General features: G+C 35.7%; 14 protein-coding genes. 4 read left to right on the forward strand and 10 right to left on the reverse strand.

What is annotated here, in order from left to right; genetic code table 11:
* Positions 1–5 precede the first annotated feature (5 nt).
* The 4 genes from G3A46_RS03775 to G3A46_RS03790 all read right to left on the reverse strand — a co-directional run bounded on the left by G3A46_RS03775 (position 6) and on the right by G3A46_RS03790 (position 3,205).
* A complete protein-coding gene (locus G3A46_RS03775; RefSeq protein ID WP_165146393.1) occupies positions 6–1,346 on the reverse strand; it encodes a phenylacetate--CoA ligase in 1,341 nt (446 codons plus the stop codon).
* Between the two features lie 2 nt (positions 1,347–1,348).
* On the reverse strand, positions 1,349–1,945 hold the full coding sequence (locus G3A46_RS03780; protein ID WP_165146396.1) for a transferase hexapeptide repeat family protein: 597 nt from the start codon (positions 1,943–1,945) through the stop codon (positions 1,349–1,351).
* Positions 1,946–1,999: 54 nt separating this feature from the next.
* Positions 2,000–2,368 (reverse strand): four helix bundle protein, encoded by a 369-nt coding sequence (locus G3A46_RS03785; protein WP_165146398.1) that lies wholly within the window; start codon positions 2,366–2,368, stop codon positions 2,000–2,002.
* 84 nt (positions 2,369–2,452) lie between these two features.
* Positions 2,453–3,205 (reverse strand): enoyl-CoA hydratase/isomerase family protein, encoded by a 753-nt coding sequence (locus G3A46_RS03790; protein ID WP_165146400.1) that lies wholly within the window; start codon positions 3,203–3,205, stop codon positions 2,453–2,455.
* 289 nt (positions 3,206–3,494) lie between these two features.
* Here G3A46_RS03790 and G3A46_RS03795 point away from each other — a divergent pair, with 289 nt between their 5' ends.
* Positions 3,495–4,475, forward strand: a complete 981-nt coding sequence (locus tag G3A46_RS03795) for a bile acid:sodium symporter family protein (RefSeq protein WP_165146402.1) — start codon at positions 3,495–3,497, stop codon at positions 4,473–4,475.
* Positions 4,476–4,567: 92 nt separating this feature from the next.
* On the forward strand, positions 4,568–6,229 hold the full coding sequence (locus tag G3A46_RS03800; RefSeq protein ID WP_165146405.1) for an AarF/UbiB family protein: 1,662 nt from the start codon (positions 4,568–4,570) through the stop codon (positions 6,227–6,229).
* 72 nt (positions 6,230–6,301) lie between these two features.
* On the opposite strand, the gene paaZ is transcribed toward G3A46_RS03800, so the two are convergent.
* The 5 genes from paaZ to G3A46_RS03825 all read right to left on the reverse strand — a co-directional run bounded on the left by paaZ (position 6,302) and on the right by G3A46_RS03825 (position 12,988).
* Positions 6,302–8,800 (reverse strand): phenylacetic acid degradation bifunctional protein PaaZ, encoded by a 2,499-nt coding sequence (gene paaZ / locus G3A46_RS03805; protein WP_165146408.1) that lies wholly within the window; start codon positions 8,798–8,800, stop codon positions 6,302–6,304.
* A 45-nt stretch (positions 8,801–8,845) separates the two neighbouring features.
* Positions 8,846–10,051, reverse strand: a complete 1,206-nt coding sequence (pcaF, locus tag G3A46_RS03810; RefSeq protein ID WP_165146411.1) for a 3-oxoadipyl-CoA thiolase — start codon at positions 10,049–10,051, stop codon at positions 8,846–8,848.
* A 15-nt stretch (positions 10,052–10,066) separates the two neighbouring features.
* Positions 10,067–10,927, reverse strand: a complete 861-nt coding sequence (locus tag G3A46_RS03815; RefSeq protein WP_139856625.1) for a neutral zinc metallopeptidase — start codon at positions 10,925–10,927, stop codon at positions 10,067–10,069.
* Between the two features lie 13 nt (positions 10,928–10,940).
* The gene (gene nhaA, locus G3A46_RS03820) at positions 10,941–12,272 is read right to left on the reverse strand and encodes a Na+/H+ antiporter NhaA (protein ID WP_165146414.1); all 1,332 of its coding nucleotides are present in this window, start codon (positions 12,270–12,272) and stop codon (positions 10,941–10,943) included.
* Between the two features lie 305 nt (positions 12,273–12,577).
* Complete coding sequence (locus G3A46_RS03825; RefSeq protein ID WP_139856642.1) at positions 12,578–12,988, reverse strand: hotdog fold thioesterase; 411 nt, start codon at positions 12,986–12,988, stop codon at positions 12,578–12,580.
* Positions 12,989–13,190: 202 nt separating this feature from the next.
* Here G3A46_RS03825 and G3A46_RS03830 point away from each other — a divergent pair, with 202 nt between their 5' ends.
* Together G3A46_RS03830 and G3A46_RS03835 are read left to right on the forward strand one after the other, a co-directional pair.
* Positions 13,191–14,384, forward strand: a complete 1,194-nt coding sequence (locus tag G3A46_RS03830; protein ID WP_165146417.1) for a class I SAM-dependent rRNA methyltransferase — start codon at positions 13,191–13,193, stop codon at positions 14,382–14,384.
* Positions 14,385–14,530: 146 nt separating this feature from the next.
* Positions 14,531–16,087, forward strand: a complete 1,557-nt coding sequence (locus G3A46_RS03835) for an AbgT family transporter (protein WP_165146420.1) — start codon at positions 14,531–14,533, stop codon at positions 16,085–16,087.
* A 68-nt stretch (positions 16,088–16,155) separates the two neighbouring features.
* Here the strand turns inward: G3A46_RS03835 and G3A46_RS03840 are convergent, their stop codons facing one another.
* Positions 16,156–17,490, reverse strand: coding sequence for a dipeptidase (locus G3A46_RS03840; protein WP_165146423.1), 1,335 nt, complete (start codon positions 17,488–17,490; stop codon positions 16,156–16,158).
* Between the last annotated feature and the right edge of the window lie 7 nt (positions 17,491–17,497).

Genomic DNA, 17,497 nt, shown 5'->3' on the forward strand with positions numbered 1-17,497 from the left:
ATTTTTTAAGAATTTCGTAAGTCAATGATACGGTTTAATTTTCCTCCTTCACTTTTAGGGATTGCCCCATAACAATTCAAGGTCACCTTAATACTCAATCCTACTTTATCTTTTATATTTTTTTTCAATTGATTAGACATAGAAGCTAATGCTGAATTCCTTAAAACCTCATCTTCTTTGAATCCATTCTCTAAACCTAATTTAATTTGAAAGTCTGAGTTGGTTTCAACTTTAACCTCTACTTGATCTGTTAAACCATTTTTGGTGACAATTAGCTGATAGTTTGGTGCTAATTCTTTATACTCCTGAAAAATTTCTTCAATTTGAGTGTGAAATAAATTTACACCTCTAATAATAAGCATATCATCTGAACGTCCTTTAATTTGCCCCATTTTAATGTGAGTTCTAGACGTGCTATGGTCGTAAGACAGACTGCAAATATCATTTGTCCAATACCTTAAAAAAGGCATGGCTTCTTTTGTAAGTGTGGTAAACACTAACACACCTTCTTCTCCATAAGGAAGAGGTTCACCTGTATCCTTATCTACAATTTCAGGAAAGAAATGATCTTCCCAAACATAACTTCCAGTACCTTGCTCATTATAGGCTTCCTGTGAAACTCCAGGACCTATAATTTCACTCAGACCATAAATATTAGTTGCTTTTACTCCTAGAGAGGCTTCTATGTCACTTCTTATAGCTTCTGTCCAAGGTTCAGCTCCTAAAATAGCATATTTTAAATTAAGGTCGGATATTTTTAAGTTCCTTTTTTCCAATTCAAAAGCAATGGTTTGAGCGTAAGAAGGGGTGCAGCAAATTACTTCAGGCTGAAAATCTTGTAATAAGGTAATTTGTCTATCGGTCATTCCAACTGAAACAGGTACTACAGACATCCCTAATTTTTCTGCTCCATAGTGAATTCCAATCCCGCCAGTAAATAAGCCATAACCATAGCTATTATGCATTTTCATTCCAGGTTTTGCACCTCCAGCTGCCAAAGAGCGAGCTACAACTTCTGAGAAAATATCTAAGTCTTTTTTTGTGTAAGCTACCACTGTAGGTTTTCCTGTAGTACCACTTGAGCAATGAATTCGTGCTAATTGGTTTTCAGGTACAGTTAAAAATCCAAAAGGATACTGATCTCTTAAATCTGTTTTTTTGGTGAAAGGAAGCTTGTGAATATCATTAATCGATTTTATTGATGACACATCAATTCCTGATTCATCAAAAAGATTTTTATAAAACGGAACGGTTTTATATACTCGGTTTACGAGATTCACTAGACGTTCGCTTTGTAGCTTCCTAAGCTTTTCAAGAGGAAGTGTTTCTATTTCTTTATTATACATTATTATTTTTTTCTAAAATCTTGAAGCGTTTTATAAAAATCCTCTTGTACAGGTCTATTTTTTGGGATTTCGCGTAATGGTTCAACCTCCTTTAAACTTTCGTGACAATCAGTTGGTAATTGTTGGTACAATCTTGTTCCCGCCGTTTTCCATGCAATCATATCATCTGATATATCTTTAATGGCTTTAGCTGGATTTCCTACAATCAATTTTCTTTTGGGAAATTTTTCTTCAGCTTTCACAAAACTCATTGCACCAACAATACATTCGTCGCCAATTTCAGCATCATCCATAATAACGCTATTCATCCCAATCAAGCAATTCCTGCCTAAATTAGCGCCGTGAATAACTGCGCCGTGGCCTACATGAGCGCCTTCTTTTAAAACAATACTCTTACCTGGAAACATATGGACTGTACAGTTTTCTTGTACATTCACTCCGTCTTCCAAGATTATCTCTCCCCAGTCTCCACGAATTGCAGCGCCCGGTCCAATATAGCAGTTTTTTCCAATAATTACATTCCCAGTTACAGCAGCCAGTGGATGAACAAAACTAGATTCGTGAATTACTGGAATGTGGCCTTTGAATGAATAGATCATAATTTAGTTTAGAGGTGAGTGATGAGAGCGCTTCGCTTTGAGAGGTGAACCATCTTATTTGTTTTTTAAATGTCGTCTTAATGATGAAAGCATTTTGCCTAATTCTGTTAATCGTTTTCTGTTTTCTTCATCTGTTTCAAAGCTAATGTATTTTCTCAGTCGAGCTTTAGTAGATGCAGCTACACATTCATGAGAACTGTCCCAGGCCATTTTTAAATAACGATTAAAATTCACATCGGTACTACCTGAACCTTCGGCAATATTAAAAGCAATTGAGTCTGCTGCGCGAATAAACTGAGATGACAATTTATAAATTTCGTGACTTGGAAATGTTTCTACTTGCTTGTTTACAAACTCACCAAAGTCTATAGCCTTTTGATAAACTTGTAGGTCTTCAAATTTAAAATGATATTGACTTTCCATAATTATAAGTTTTGAAAAATTATTTATCTCATCACTCAAAGAAAAGCTTGCTTTTCACGCTCACCACTCACCACTCACCGCTCATTATTTAAATCTCTTCAGTGTTTCTTTCGTGAAATCGCTTAGGACTAATCTTCCTGAAATTACTGCTCTTTCGGCTAAAAGTTCATCCCAATCTTCGGTGCCGCTCCAAAAAACTTTTTTCATTTCTTTCATTGCCTCAGGGTTATACTTGCAAAGGTTTTCAGCAAATTTTTGAACAGCTTCATCCATTTCTTCAGTAGAGTCGTAAACTTGATTGTACAATCCTTTTTGTTTAGCCCATTCGGCGTCGTAAAAAGAATTTGCGTCTATGGCTATTTGACTAAACCCACTTGTTCCTAATTTTCTTTCTACAGCTGGACCAACTACAAATGGGCCGATACCAACGTTAAGTTCACTCAATTTAATTGCAGCAAATTTTGTTGCCATACAATAATCCGTTGCCGATGCAACGCCAACGCCACCACCAACAGTCTTTCCTTGAATTCTTCCTATGATAAACTTTGGACATTTGCGCATTGCATTAATCACATTTGCGAAACCACTAAAAAATATTTTACCTGTTTCGGCATCGTTGATGTTGATTAATTCATTGAAACTTGCACCTGCACAAAAAGTTCTATCGCCACCACTTTTTAATATGATAACTTTCACCTTATCATCATTCCCGACTTCGGTAATAGTATTTGCAAGTTTTGCCAATAATTCACCTGGTAAGCTGTTATGTGCTGGGTGAAAAAATTCGATGGTTGCAATTTCGTTTTGAGTGCTGTGTTTTACGTATGCTTCATTCATATTATTTCGCTTTTTATGCGGATTTTCGTTTGGTTACAATTTATTTAAAATAAAAGACTTTTCCATTTCAAATGATCTTTTTAACCATTCAAAAGGCTTGCAAAAACTATGGTCTTTTCTAGCTCTACAAAATAAATCAACTTTTTATAAATTTAATGCCTAATTGAGCTTTAATGACGTAGATTTTAATCAAACATTTGGAAATATTTTCAAAAAACATATTTGATCTACTTTTTTAAAATACGTCACCTTAAAATGCTCAGCACTTATATCTTTGCTAAAAAATTCTATGCTTAAGAAGCTTAAGATCGATTCGTTTGTAATTGCAATTGTAGTTAGCATTATTCTTGCCTACTTTTTTCCTCAACTTGCAGCATCAAGCAGCCCGATACCTATGGGATTGATTAGTAGTATTGGTATTTCTTTTATTTTCTTTTTTTATGGCTTGAGTCTGAATTCTGAAGCGATTAAAAATGGGCTAAAAAATTGGAAATTACATCTTACCGTTCAGAGTTCTACATTTATTCTATTTCCACTTTTAATACTGCCGTTTTACCCGCTTTTTAAAGATTCGGATTACGAGCTTCTCTGGTTGGCGTTTTTATTTATGGCAGCATTGCCATCTACTGTATCTTCTTCGGTTGTGATGGTGTCTATGGCTAAAGGAAATTTACCTGCAGCGATTTTTAATGCAAGCATATCGGGAATTATCGGGATAGTTTTAACACCGCTGTGGATGATGCCATTTATAAGTCAAACAGATGTAGCTTTCGATTTTTCTTCAATTTATATTCAGTTGATTACTGAAATTTTAATCCCATTAATACTGGGACTTTTACTTCGTAAGTTTTTCGGAGCTTGGGCACAACGGCATAAAAGACAGCTTAGCTTATTCGATAAGTTTGTGATTTTGCTGATAATATATAAAAGCTTCGTCCAATCTTTTGAAGATGAAATTTTTTCAAGCGTAAGTATTTTAGAAATGGGGGTAATGGTAGCATTGGTTTTAATTCTGTTTTACATTGTGTACTCCCTAACAGGGTGGTTTGGGAAACTGCTTAACTTCAATCACGCCGACAGAATTACAAATCAATTTTGTGGAACTAAAAAATCTTTAGTCCACGGAACTGTATTTTCGGAAGCACTTTTTGGGCAGACTAGTATAATTGGAATAGTACTTTTACCGCTGATGTTCTATCACGCGTTTCAGATATTAATTATTAGTGTAATCGCAACTAAGAAAGGGAAAGAAAAAATTTCGGAAGATTAAAAACGAATAGGGGATTCATTTTACCTAAATTTATCCTAAAGCTCATATAGACAGTTAAGTAAATTTTGTAGTTTTCATAAAAATTACAAATTATGAGCCTACTTCCTGATCAATACGACAAGTATATCCGTTTCTTTAAATTTATGATGAAGTATTGGAATAGCGATGTCTTTTCCTATACCGAAGAAAAGATGGCCGATTCTGAGTCGGAAGTTGAAACGGAAAACTTTGACCATTCCCCAGAAGAACTTGCGGAAGACTTAAAAAGTATGGGGCCTACTTATGTTAAGCTCGGTCAACTTCTTTCAACCCGTCCAGACTTATTACCCCCTCCATTTTTAGACGCCTTAGCGACACTTCAGGATGATGTTGAGATTGTAGATTATCAAGAGGTCGAAACAATATTTAAAGAAGAGTTAGGAGTACGTATTTCCAAAGCATTCGCATCTTTCGAAAAAGAACCTTTGGCAAGTGCTTCTATTGGTCAAGTTCATCGTGCTGTCCTTCACTCAGGAAAAACTGTTGCCGTAAAAGTGCAACGTCCAGGAATTCGGAAGCGATTTATTGAAGATCTAGATACATTGATGTCTATTTCGGAAAAGCTTGAAACTTATAGTGAAATGGGACGTAATTACGCCATTCACAGTGTGATTGAAGAACTTCGATACGTTTTATTGAAGGAGCTAGACTATACTTTGGAAGCTCAAAATTTGGCTACATTAAAAAGGAATCTAGTTGAATTTGAGCATATGTTCATTCCTGCTCCAATATTGGATTATTGCTCTTCCAAGGTGCTTACAATGGAATTTATTGAAGGAGGGAAAATCACAAAGGTTTCACCTTTAAAACGTCTCGACATTTCTTTTGAACCTTTAGTGGATGATTTGGTAAAAAGCTATTTAAAACAAATTATAGTGGATGGATTTGCCCACGCCGATCCACATCCGGGAAATGTTTATTTAACGCCAGAAAATAAGATTGCGCTTATGGACTTGGGAATGGTAGCCAAGTTCAGTAATGAAATGCAAGAGATTATTTTAAAATTGATGATTGGCTTAAGTAATTACGATGGTTCTCGTGTTGCAGATATACTTTTAAGCATAAGCGAATACGATGACAAGAAGGATGTATCCAATTTCAAAAAAGATGTAATCCGCAAAACTCAGGAAAATGAAAATGCTCGGGCTAAGGATTTGCAAACGGGTAGGATCTTGATAAAAATGAACCAAATGGCTGCAAAAGAAGGCATTCATATTCCCGTAGAACTGAATATTCTAGGAAAGATTTTACTCAATCTAGACCAAATTGTGGCATATCTCGCACCGGAATACGATGTGCAACAAACCGTAAAAGATTATGTTCAGCTTTTGATGCAGAAGCGAATGAAGGAGAATTTAAAACCAGAAAATTTAATGGAGGTATTTCTGGAAATGAAAGAGCTAACAGAAAACTTGCCTTATCGATTAAATAAATTCTCAGAACTTCTAGCGGATAATAGGTTAAAAATTAAAGTTGATGCTATTGATGAACAGCGATTTACGGGTGCATTTCAAAAAGTGGCCAATCGAATTACAGCCGGACTTATCATCGCAGCTCTAATTATTGGAGCAGCGATGTTGGTGAGAGTTCCTAGTTCATGGACAATTGCCGGTTATCCAGGATTTGCATTCATACTGTTTGTGATTGCTGCGATTATTGGACTTTATCTACTATATGAAATTCTACTAAAAGACGAGAGTAAAAAAGAAAAGTAGATGTTTCTAAATTTAAAATGGTCCCTTAAAACTAAGAGACCATTTTAAATATAATAGAATATATCTAGATAATTAAATCAACCCAAACTGTTCAAAATGGTGGTTTAGGTGTTTTCTTTCCAGTAGGTAAGATTCATATTTATTCAATTCACCGAAAACCATATTTTTTAGCACAGCATCAGGGTTTTCTTTGAAAAAAGCAGTGTATTGTTCTCTTGCTTCAAAAAATTTCTCCTTAGCAGTTGCTAAATCTGGATGTTTTAAATCTTCCAGCTCTCCCTTTTTCATAGTAGGGAATTGTGAGTTTTGAGGGAACTTTTCATAATTATAGAGACTGTTTCTAACTTTCTCTACAATATTTTCAGGAGTTACAATTTCAAAATCTTGAACTTGCCCTCCAAGAACTTTATACGATTCTTCTAAATGTTCCAGCATATGTTGAGGTGTCATAATACCCCATTTTGGCTTATCATTTTCAGTTAATTTGTTTACTAATTCCTGAATTTTCTCTTCAGTCATTTCAACAAAAACCTCCTGTTTCTTTTGAACCATCGTTAAAATTGTCGCTACTGCAACCAATTCATCTTCGGCGTCAAAAACTTCAACAAACCACTTTACTATTCCACTTGGATGTTCTGCAGAAGCTACGTCGCGATCAACTTTTTGCTTACACGTTAGTCGAACATAAATAGTATCATTATGGTATAACGGACGCAGGAACCTACAATCTTCTAGTCCATAGTTTGCAGCTACTGGACCTTTATTAGGATAAACAAATAGTCCTGCTGCTGCTGCAATAATGAAGTAACCGTGAGCTGTTCGTTTTTCGAAAATACTTCCATCTAGCGAAGTGATATCTGTATGAGCATAAAAATGATCCCAAGTAAGATTCGCAAAGTTTATAATGTCTGAATCTGTAAGTGTTCGCTTGTGAGTTTTAAGCGACATACCTGGTTTTATGTCTTCCCAGTGATATGCAAAAGGATGTTTATCGGCTTCTTTATAATCTGCATTTGCCTGATAAATTCCTGTGATTTCAGTTAATGTAGTTGGAGAACCTTGAATGGCTGTACGTTGTAAATAATGCTTAATACCGCGCATTCCGCCCATTTCTTCACCTCCACCAGCACGTCCTGGACCACCGTGAACTAAACTTGGTAGTGGTGAACCGTGTCCTGTACTTTCCTTAGCGCTTTCACGGTTTATCACTAAAATTCTACCGTGATGTGAAGCAGCATTTACTACGTAATCTTTTGCTATTTTATCATCATTGGTAGCGATAGAAGAAACCAAGGAACCTTTCCCCATTTGAGCTAAGGTAATAGCTTCATCTAAGTTCTTATAAGGCATAATAGTACTAACAGGTCCAAATGCCTCTGTTTCGTGAACAGATAAGTTTTTAAAAGGATTGTCTTCACGAAGTACAATTGGAGCTAAGAATGCACCTTTTTTAGCATCAGCACCAATAACGTCAATTTTATCTAAGTCGCCATAAACTATACTTGCTGTTTTTGACAACTCTTGAACGCGTTCACGAACTTCTTGTACTTGGTCTAAACTTACCAAGGAGCCCATTCTTACTTCTTTTAGTCGTGGGTCACCAATAGTTACTTTTGAAAGTGCTTTTCCAAGTGCTATTTGTACATCTTCAACTAAGTTTTCAGGAACAATAACACGACGAATAGCAGTACATTTTTGACCACATTTTACGGTCATTTCATTGCGTACTTCTTTTATAAAAAGGTCGAATTCTGGGGTTCCAGGAATGGCATCTTCTCCTAAAATTGAAGCGTTTAATGAATCGGCTTCCATAGTAAAAGGAACCGCTTCCTCGATAATTCTAGGATGTGCTTTTAACATACGACCAGTAGAAGCTGAACCTGTGAAAGTAACAACATCCTGTGATTCTACGGTGTCTAATATAGTTCTTGCAGATCCTGTGATAAGTTGTAGAGCGCCTTCAGGAAGTATTCCAGAAGCAATAATTTCTCGAACAACTGCTTCTGTTAAGAATGAAGTATTGGTTGCAGGCTTAACTACAGCAGGTACACCTGCCATCCAGTTTACCGCACACTTTTCTAACATCCCCCATACTGGGAAGTTAAAAGCATTAATGTGTACTGCAACTCCACGTTTTGGCACCATAATATGATGCGCCATAAAGCGTCCGCCACGAGAAAGATCTATTGGGTCTCCTTCAACGTGATAAGATTGATTAGGGAAAAGTTTTCTAAGAGAAGCATTAGCGAATAAGTTTCCAAATCCTCCTTCAATATCTATCCAGCTATCAATCTTTGTAGCACCAGTTCTATAGCTTATTTCATAAAAATCGGCTTTCTTTTTTACGAGGTGAAGTGCTAAGGATTTAAGCATATTTCCACGCTCTTGAAAAGTCATTTTACGAAGTACTTCTCCACCTTTTGTTCTTCCGTAATGAAGAATTTCACCAAAATCAAGTCCTTCAGTATCTGAAAGGGCAATTACTTCACCGGTAATGGCGTCGTGCATAGGAACACCTTCACCTTTACCTTGAATCCATTGTCCTGTAACGTAATTATGTAATTTTTTCATTATAATTTTTTTAAGTAATTCACTTTTTAAGTGAAAAACAATTTTTTAAACTCGCTCGATTACCGCAGCATAACCTTGCCCAACTCCAATACACATTGTAACCAAGGCGTATCTCTTGTTTTGTTCTTTTAATTCTAGGGCTGCTGAATAAGTAGTTCTAGCTCCTGTTACTCCAAGTGGGTGGCCAATGGCAATTGCACCTCCATTTGGGTTCAATCTTGGGTCATCATCTTTCAATCCCCATGCTCGAGTACAAGCTAATGCTTGCGCAGCAAAAGCTTCGTTAAGCTCGATAATATCCATATCATCCATAGTTAATCCTGCTTTTTCTAACGCCTTATTAGAAGCTTCAACAGGACCAATACCCATAATTCTTGGTTCAACTCCAACCACAGCAGAACTTACGATTCTTGCTATTGGTTTAAGATTGTATTTTTTTACAGCGTTTTCTGATGCAATAATTGTTGCCGCTGCGCCATCATTTAATCCTGATGAATTTCCTGCTGTTACACTGCCTCCTTCTTTTTTGAAAGCTGGACGTAGTTTTCCTAAAACTTCTAATGAAGTTGTAGGCTTTATAAATTCATCTTTTGAAAATAATATTGGATCTTTTTTGCGTTGTGGAATTTCAACGGTAACAATCTCTTTTGCTAATCTTCCGTTTTCCTGTGCTTTAGTAGCTTTCTGCTGACTCCAAAGTGCAAATTTATCTTGGTCTTCTCTTGAGATATTATACTTCTCGACAAGATTTTCAGCGGTATTTCCCATGCCATCAGTACCGTATTGTTCATGCATTTTTGGATTGATAAAACGCCATCCAAAACTTGAATCGTACATTTTAGAATCGTTTCCAAAAGCACTTGAAGGTTTAGCAATTACGTATGGCCCGCGGGTCATATTTTCAACTCCACCAGCAATAAACAAATCGCCATCTCCAGCTTTTATTGCTCTGTTTGCGTGAATAATTGCAGACAAACCTGAACTGCAAAGTCTATTAACTGTTTCTCCAGGAACAGTGTAAGGTAATCCCGCTAAAAGCGATGACATTCGAGCAACGTTTCGATTGTCTTCTCCCGCTTGATTTGCGCATCCCATGATAACATCGTCATAAGCATCGCTAGGGATATTTGGGTTTCTTTTTACTATTTCTTTAATCACAATAGCACCTAAATCGTCTGTGCGAACAGCAGATAAGGTTCCTTTGTAATTTCCTATTGGCGTTCTAATTCCGTCAATTATATATGCTTCCATTAAAGTTTTTGAATGTTAATTTAATAATTCTGCAAAGGTGTCTCCTTGTCTTACATCTCCAGTTTTAAAACCTTTCATAAACCAAGTCATACGTTGCTCAGAGGTTCCGTGTGTAAAACTATCTGGAATAACATCTCCACGTGTTCTTTTTTGAATGGCGTCATCACCTACAGCATTTGCTGCGCTTAGGGCTTCTTCTATGTCACCTTCTTCCAAGTATTTTTGGTTGTAGTGAGCCCAAACCCCGGCATAGAAATCAGCTTGTAGCTCTAAAGCAACCGAAAGTCTGTTGGCTTGTGCTTGACCTGCCTGACGTTGTAATTGTGTTACTTTACCAGAAGTTCCAAGTAAAGTTTGAACGTGATGTCCAATTTCGTGTGCAGTTACATAAGCGATGGCAAAGTCACCACCTTTTGCTCCAAAACGAGATTTTAATTCATTAAAGAACACTAAATCCATATAAACCTTTTGATCTGCAGGACAGTAAAATGGTCCTGAAGCTGAGCTAGCATTTCCACACCCTGTTCTAACTGCATCTGTAAAAAGTACCATTTTAGGCTCTTGATAATTACCTAAGTTATTCTCGTTAAAAATTTGGCGCCAGGCATCTTCAGTATCAGCTAAGACTGTAGCCATAAAGTCGCCCATTTCCTTTTCTTGAGCAGTAAGTTCTCTTTGTTCAACTTGTTGTGAAGTTCGACTGTTTCCAATCTGTTCAACAATTGGGGCGAGTTGTTTGCCTGTGTCGCCTCCAAAAAAGTTTAGGGCCAAAACGATTATAGTAACAACTATACCACCACCAGCAGCCATTTTGCCCTTGCTCATTCCTCGTCGGTCTTCAAGATTACCGCTCTTTCTTCTACCTTTCCATTTCATAATTACAAGCTTTTTAAATTGTTTTTTTAAATTGTTTGTTTAATATAAAGTACCCTAATAACCCACCGATAATAGAAGCAATAAAGATACCTATTTTAGCTTGCGTTTTAAACTCTTCGTGAGTGAATGCCAATTGAGTAATAAACAGTGACATTGTAAAACCGATAGAAGCTAATAAAGCTAAACCAGTAAGACTTTTCAAGGTCATTAATTTAGGGAATGAAGCAATATTTAATTTTACTGCGAGCCAGCTGAAGCCAACAATTCCTACAACTTTTCCTACTAACAATCCTAATCCAACTCCAATGGCAACATTGGTGCTAAATAACTTATCTATTTCAATATTAAATACGGTTACACCTGCATTTGCCAAGGCAAATATTGGAAGTATAATAAAGTTTACGAAAGGAGTCATTGCGTGCTCTAACCTTTGAAGCGGTGGGATGGCTTTTTTGGTGTCTAGGCTAACACGCTCAAGTATATGTAATTGTTTATTGGTTAACGTTGGAATTAAATCGTCTGGATCGGTGTTTTTAAATCTAAATAAATGCTTTTTAATTCTGGAAATATAAATACTCTCTTTAATTCTTACATTGGCAGGAATCATAAAAGCAGCTAATACTGCTGCAATAGTAGCGTGAATACCTGATAAAATAAATGCAGTCCATACACCCACAATTCCTATTAAAGCATAGTAAATGATGCTTCGTACGCCCATTCTATTTCCAATAAACATCATTAATAAAAATGCAAAACCAATAGCAAGATTTAAGAATGAGATATTGGATGTATAGAAAAATGCAATTACTAAAACAGCCCCTAAATCATCGACAATGGCTAGGGCAGTTAAAAATACTTTTATAGCTAAGGGGACTCTGTTTCCTAGAAGATATAATACTCCTAACGCTAGTGCAATATCAGTAGCCATCGGGATTCCCCATCCACTGTGAACTTCACCTGTTGGGTTTAAGGCTAGATAGATAGCAGCAGGGACTAACATACCCCCAATTGCTGCAGCAATAGGAAGCATTGCCTTTCGAACATTAGACAGCTCACCAGCAACTATCTCTCTTTTAAGTTCGAGACCTACCACAAAAAAGAAAATGGCCATTAAACCATCGTTAATCCATTCAGAAATACTGTATTCTAGGTAAGGGCTCCCGTCAAAATAAAAACCAAATTCGTGTTCGAAAAATTGATGATATTGCTCGTGAATTGGTGAATTAGCAAGTATAAAGGCAATGATTATACTTACCCCCAAAACAAGGGCGCCAGATTTTTCTTCTTGCATTAATTTTGCAAAAGGTCTTTTTATTCTATCAATAGGATATTTCTTTAATTTCATTAGATTTTGGTTTTCGAAAATTTTATCAAAACTATTTAATGCGTTTTATTAAATGGTTAAGTTTTTATTAAAAAATGATAAACTTTTTAGTCTATAAAAGAAGCGCTAACCTCGCTTTACTCTTGTCTTTCTAAATAATTCAATATTGGATATTTTCTTGTCAAATTTAGTGTTGAAATTCGAAAAAATTAACCGATTTTAAACAAAAAAAACAATTGTAAATTATAGAATACTATTCTTATCAAGAGCAGTATTTTCTAAAATATTAAGAAATAAAGGAACTGCAAAGAAAATATAAAAATATTCTACTCTTCAGTCCATTCTTTTGAAGTTCTATAGCCAACTCCTTTAAAAAGTGCAACTAACTCTTCTTCTCGTTTAACTTCAACAATATAAAATGCTAGTTTATTTTTCGTTCTCTCAATTACCGATTCTGCAATTATGTAATCTCCTTCTTCTAAGGCTTCAATATGATTAATGGAAGTTTCGATAGATACAGCATATTTACCTTGAGAGTTTGCTGCAAATCCAAAGGCAGTATCTGCTAAAGAAAATGAAATTCCTCCGTGAGCTTTTCCCATACTATTTAGCATATCTTTTCTAATACGCATACCAAGTTTGGCAAACCCTTTTTTAAGTTCTAAAATTTCAATCCCAAGCCAAGAGCTAAAAGGATCCAGAGAAAGCATTTTACTAGGGATGTCTTCAGGATTCATTTTTGAACCAAAGGAATTATTATCTTTTTCAATCATATATTAGATTAAAATGAAACTAGCTAGATTTAATACAAAAATAGAACATTAAATATAGACATTTGTAAAATCTTATTATTTATGAAGATTAAGTAATTTTAACCTCAATTATCATTTCCTTTTTTCTTTTAAACAACTATACTTTTACTTTACAAAACAGCGATATATGGCATCTCCAATTTCTTTGGCAATAAAACTTAAACCTACTGCTGAAAAGTTAGTTAAACAGGGGCATCCTTGGATATTTTCAGAAAGTATTGAAAAAATTAATAAACCAGGAAAAGCTGGCGATGTTGCTATACTTTTCGATCAGAGGAATAATAAAGTGTTTGGAATTGGACTTTACGACCCAGATTCTCCAATTCGAATAAAAATGATTCATTTAGGAGGTGGTGCAAAAATTAATGAAGAGTTTTTTCAGAAGAAAATTTTTGAAGCGTACGAAGTTCGTAAACCATTATTAGAAACTGATACAAATGCTTATCGTTTAATTTTTGGAGAAAATGATGGGCTTCCAGGTCTTATAGTTGATATCTATAATAATGTAGGAGTTGTAAAACTGTATTCGCCTATTTGGTTGCCATATCTTAAAATGCTAGTACCTGCTATTGCTGAAGTAAGTCAAGTGGAAAGTTTGGTACTTCGCCTAAGTAGAAACCTTCAAAAAATGAAAATTTCTTTTAAAGAAGGTGATGTGCTTTATGGCAATTTTGATAATCATACGGTAACATTCAAGGAGTATGGTGTGAACTTTCAAGCCGATCTTTTACTAGGACATAAAACAGGTTTTTTTCTTGATCACAGAGCAAATCGACATAGAGTGGGGCAGCTTGCTAAAGGCAAGACCGTACTTGATGTGTTTTCATATGCTGGTGGTTTTTCGGTCCACGCTTTGGCTGGTGGAGCGAAAGAAGTTACAAGTTTAGATTTCAGTAAACAGGCATTAGAATTAGCACAACAGAATGCAAACTTAAATAATCACGACGGCAAACATTTTACTTTAGCTGGGGATGCTTTTGAGCTTTTAAACGATATGGTTAAGCACAAAAAGCAGTTTGATATTGTGATAATCGATCCGCCTTCTTTTGCAAAAAGTAAAAAGGAAATTGATGTCGCTAAAAAGAAATATGCCGAATTAACTACTCTCGGAATTCAATTAACAAGAAAAAACGGATTGTTGTTGTTGGCTTCATGCTCTTCTAGAATTAATGCCGATGAGTTTTTAGATATTCATCGTGAAGAATTTGACCGTTTAAAAGTTACGTGCCAATTAGAAGAATTTACGCAACACGATATCGATCACCCGATTGGTTTTGATGAAGGGGCTTACCTAAAGTCTGGATACTATAGAATATCCTAGAACTTTTTGCATAGCGGAAAAAACTATAATTTTAAGTTTGGCTACTTTGAAAACTTCTTAAGTTTTAAGAAATAATTGTATGTTAGTCTTTTTTTAATAGCATTTAAATGGATTCTTAAACCATTTATTTGTTTTTACTCAAAGATATGAATACAACTAACGAGACCACTTCAGAAAAAAAAGGATTTGTAACCAAGCTACTAGATTCAGTAGAGCGAATAGGAAATAAACTTCCCGATCCTGCCATTTTATTTTTTGTCTTGATGCTCCTAATTTGGGTGCTGTCGGCAATCTTTTCAACTTTAGAATTTTCAGAAATAGATCCTTCTACAGGTTCTGCAATTCAGATTCACAACTTACTTACAAGTGCCGCATTGGCTAAATTTCTTTCAAGTATGGTAACTGTGTTTACCAGTTTTGCTCCTTTAGGGATTGTTCTTGTAGCAATGTTAGGAGTAGGAGTTGCGGAGCATTCTGGATTTATAAATGCAGGTTTAAAATCGATGTTGCGAATTACACCAAAAGCACTTTTAACCCCAATGTTGATTTTAGTTGCTATAGTTTCTCACACAGCAACCGATGCAGGATATGTATTAGTTATTCCTTTAGGTGGAATTATTTTTTATGCCGCTGGTCGTCATCCTATTGCAGGAATTGCTGCTGCTTTCGCAGGCGTATCAGGTGGGTTTAGTGCAAACTTCGTCCCTTCGGGTATTGATCCATTATTACAAGGGTTCACACAATCTGCCGCTAGAATTATAGACCCTGCTATTCAGTTAAACCCATTAAATAACTGGTATTTTACCTCAGCTTCAACGATACTTATAGTTTTAATAGGTTGGTATATTACAGATAAAATAGTTGAACCTCGACTAAAAAAAGTTCCTGTAGTTGTTGAAGAAGGAGAAGAGGTTAATATGGGTTCTTTGGATAAACAGGAGAAAAAGGCATTTTACGCGGCTTGTTTAGCAATGATATTGGGTTTAATAGGATTGTTTTTATGGGCTTATCCTGGAGATTCAGCACTACGTGACCCGAAAGGTGAAATCACTTCCTTTTCAGCGCCATTAATGCAATCTATAGTGCCGTTAATTTTTATCATATTTTTAATTCCAGGTGTGGTATATGGAATGATGTCTAAAACCTTTAAAACGAGTAAAGATATTATTGAGAGTATGACCAAATCAATGAGCGGAATGAGTTATTACATTGTAATGGCTTTTTTCTGTGCATTGTTTATTGATGCTTTTGCTAAATCTAATCTCGGGGCTTTATTAGCATTAAAAGGAGCTTCAGGGCTTCAATCATTAAATCTACCTGCTCAAATCACCATTGTGGGAATTATTATTCTCACAGGATTTGTAAATATATTTATCGGGTCGGCCTCAGCTAAATGGGCTCTTATTGCACCTGTAATGGTGCCTATGCTAATGCAGTTAGGAATATCGCCAGATTTAACTCAGGCTTCATATAGAGTAGGGGATTCGGTATCTAATATTATCACCCCGTTAATGCCTTACTTCCCATTGGTAGTTGTTTATTGCCAGAAATATGTAAAGGGTACAGGTATTGGCACATTAGTTTCAACCATGGTGCCGTACTCAATTGCATTCTTCGTTTTTTGGACCATTTTCCTATTAGTTTATTGGGCATTAGGAATTCCTCTTGGATTACAAGCTAGCTATGAGTATATAGCATCGTAACGTTTAAATTAAAAAGCCTTCCATAAATTTGGAAGGCTTTTTTTAATCTGTTTGAAAATGAAATAAGTTTAATTGGCTTTTTCTTCACTTTGAATTTTAGCAGCTACTTTTTCTACTTCTTCCATTACACGAAGTAGGTTTTCACCCCAAAGCTTTGCGATGTCTTCTTCGCTATAACCGCGTTTAACTAATTCTAAAGTAACATTAAAAGTTTCTGAAGCATCTCTCCAACCATAAACTCCACCGCCACCATCAAAATCAGAGCTGATTCCTACGTAATCGATTCCTAAAAGTTTTACCATATAGTCTATATGATCTACAAAATCTTTCACATCAACTGGAGGTGCGATTGGATTAATTTCTTTTTCAATACGTGGTTTTGCTGTAGCCTGTAGTTTTCTGTATTTATCTAGATATATTTCCGCTTCGGCTTCATCTAACTCTCTATATTGAGGCCAGCTTAGGATTTTCAAATCCATTTCTTTTGCAATCTCATCCAAAATTTTTCGAGATGCGGCTTTGTGAATAGAATCTTTTTTAGAGTTGATATAACTAGCAAAAGCTACAGCTTGAACTACACCACCATTTTCTTTTATCGCTAAAAGCTCATCATCCCAAAGATTTCTACTTACATCATTTAATGCACGAGCAGAAGAATGTGAAGCTATTACAGGTGCCTTTGAAAGTGCTAAAGTTTCTTTGTTTGAACCTGTTGATGGATGCGAAACATCAATCATTATTCCTAAACGGTTAAGTTCGGCAACAGCTTCTTTCCCTAACTCACTTAGATTGTTTTTATAAAGCCAAACGTCGTCTTCTTCTCCTGTATTTGAATCTGCTAATTGATTATGCCCATTGTGAGCTAACGATAAATAACGTGCTCCACGGTCGTAAAACTCTTGAAGTTTAGAAATGTCTTCCCCCATAGGGTAACCATTTTCTATCCCGATAAGAGCGATTTTTTTGCCCGACTTTGCAATTCGACGTACATCTTCTACTGAAGTTGCAAGTTCTATTTGGTCTGAAGCGTATTCTTTAGTTAAACGATGAATAGCATTAAACTTAGCGTCGGCATTTTCATATGCTTTTTTGTAGCCCTCGGTTGTTAAATCACCTTGTCCTGTATATACAATTAAGAACACAGCATCTAAACCACCTTTATCCATTTTAGGTAAATCCACTTGAACTGGAAGTTCTTGTGTGTAATTTTTTTCTGCGGTGAAGTTGCGAACATCAAAATCAACGTGGGTGTCAATGGTTATTACATTGTCGTGAATTCTTTTTGCTTTTTCTAATACTGTTTCAACAGTTTTATTGCTTTCTTCTTTTTTCTCTTCTTTCTTGTTTCCACAAGATCCAAGAATAAAAGATAAAGCCAAAAGTAAATAAGTAAACTTCTTCATATTTATT

Source organism: Aequorivita sp. KMM 9714 (assembly GCF_011065475.1).
Lineage (GTDB): Bacteria > Bacteroidota > Bacteroidia > Flavobacteriales > Flavobacteriaceae > Aequorivita > Aequorivita sinensis.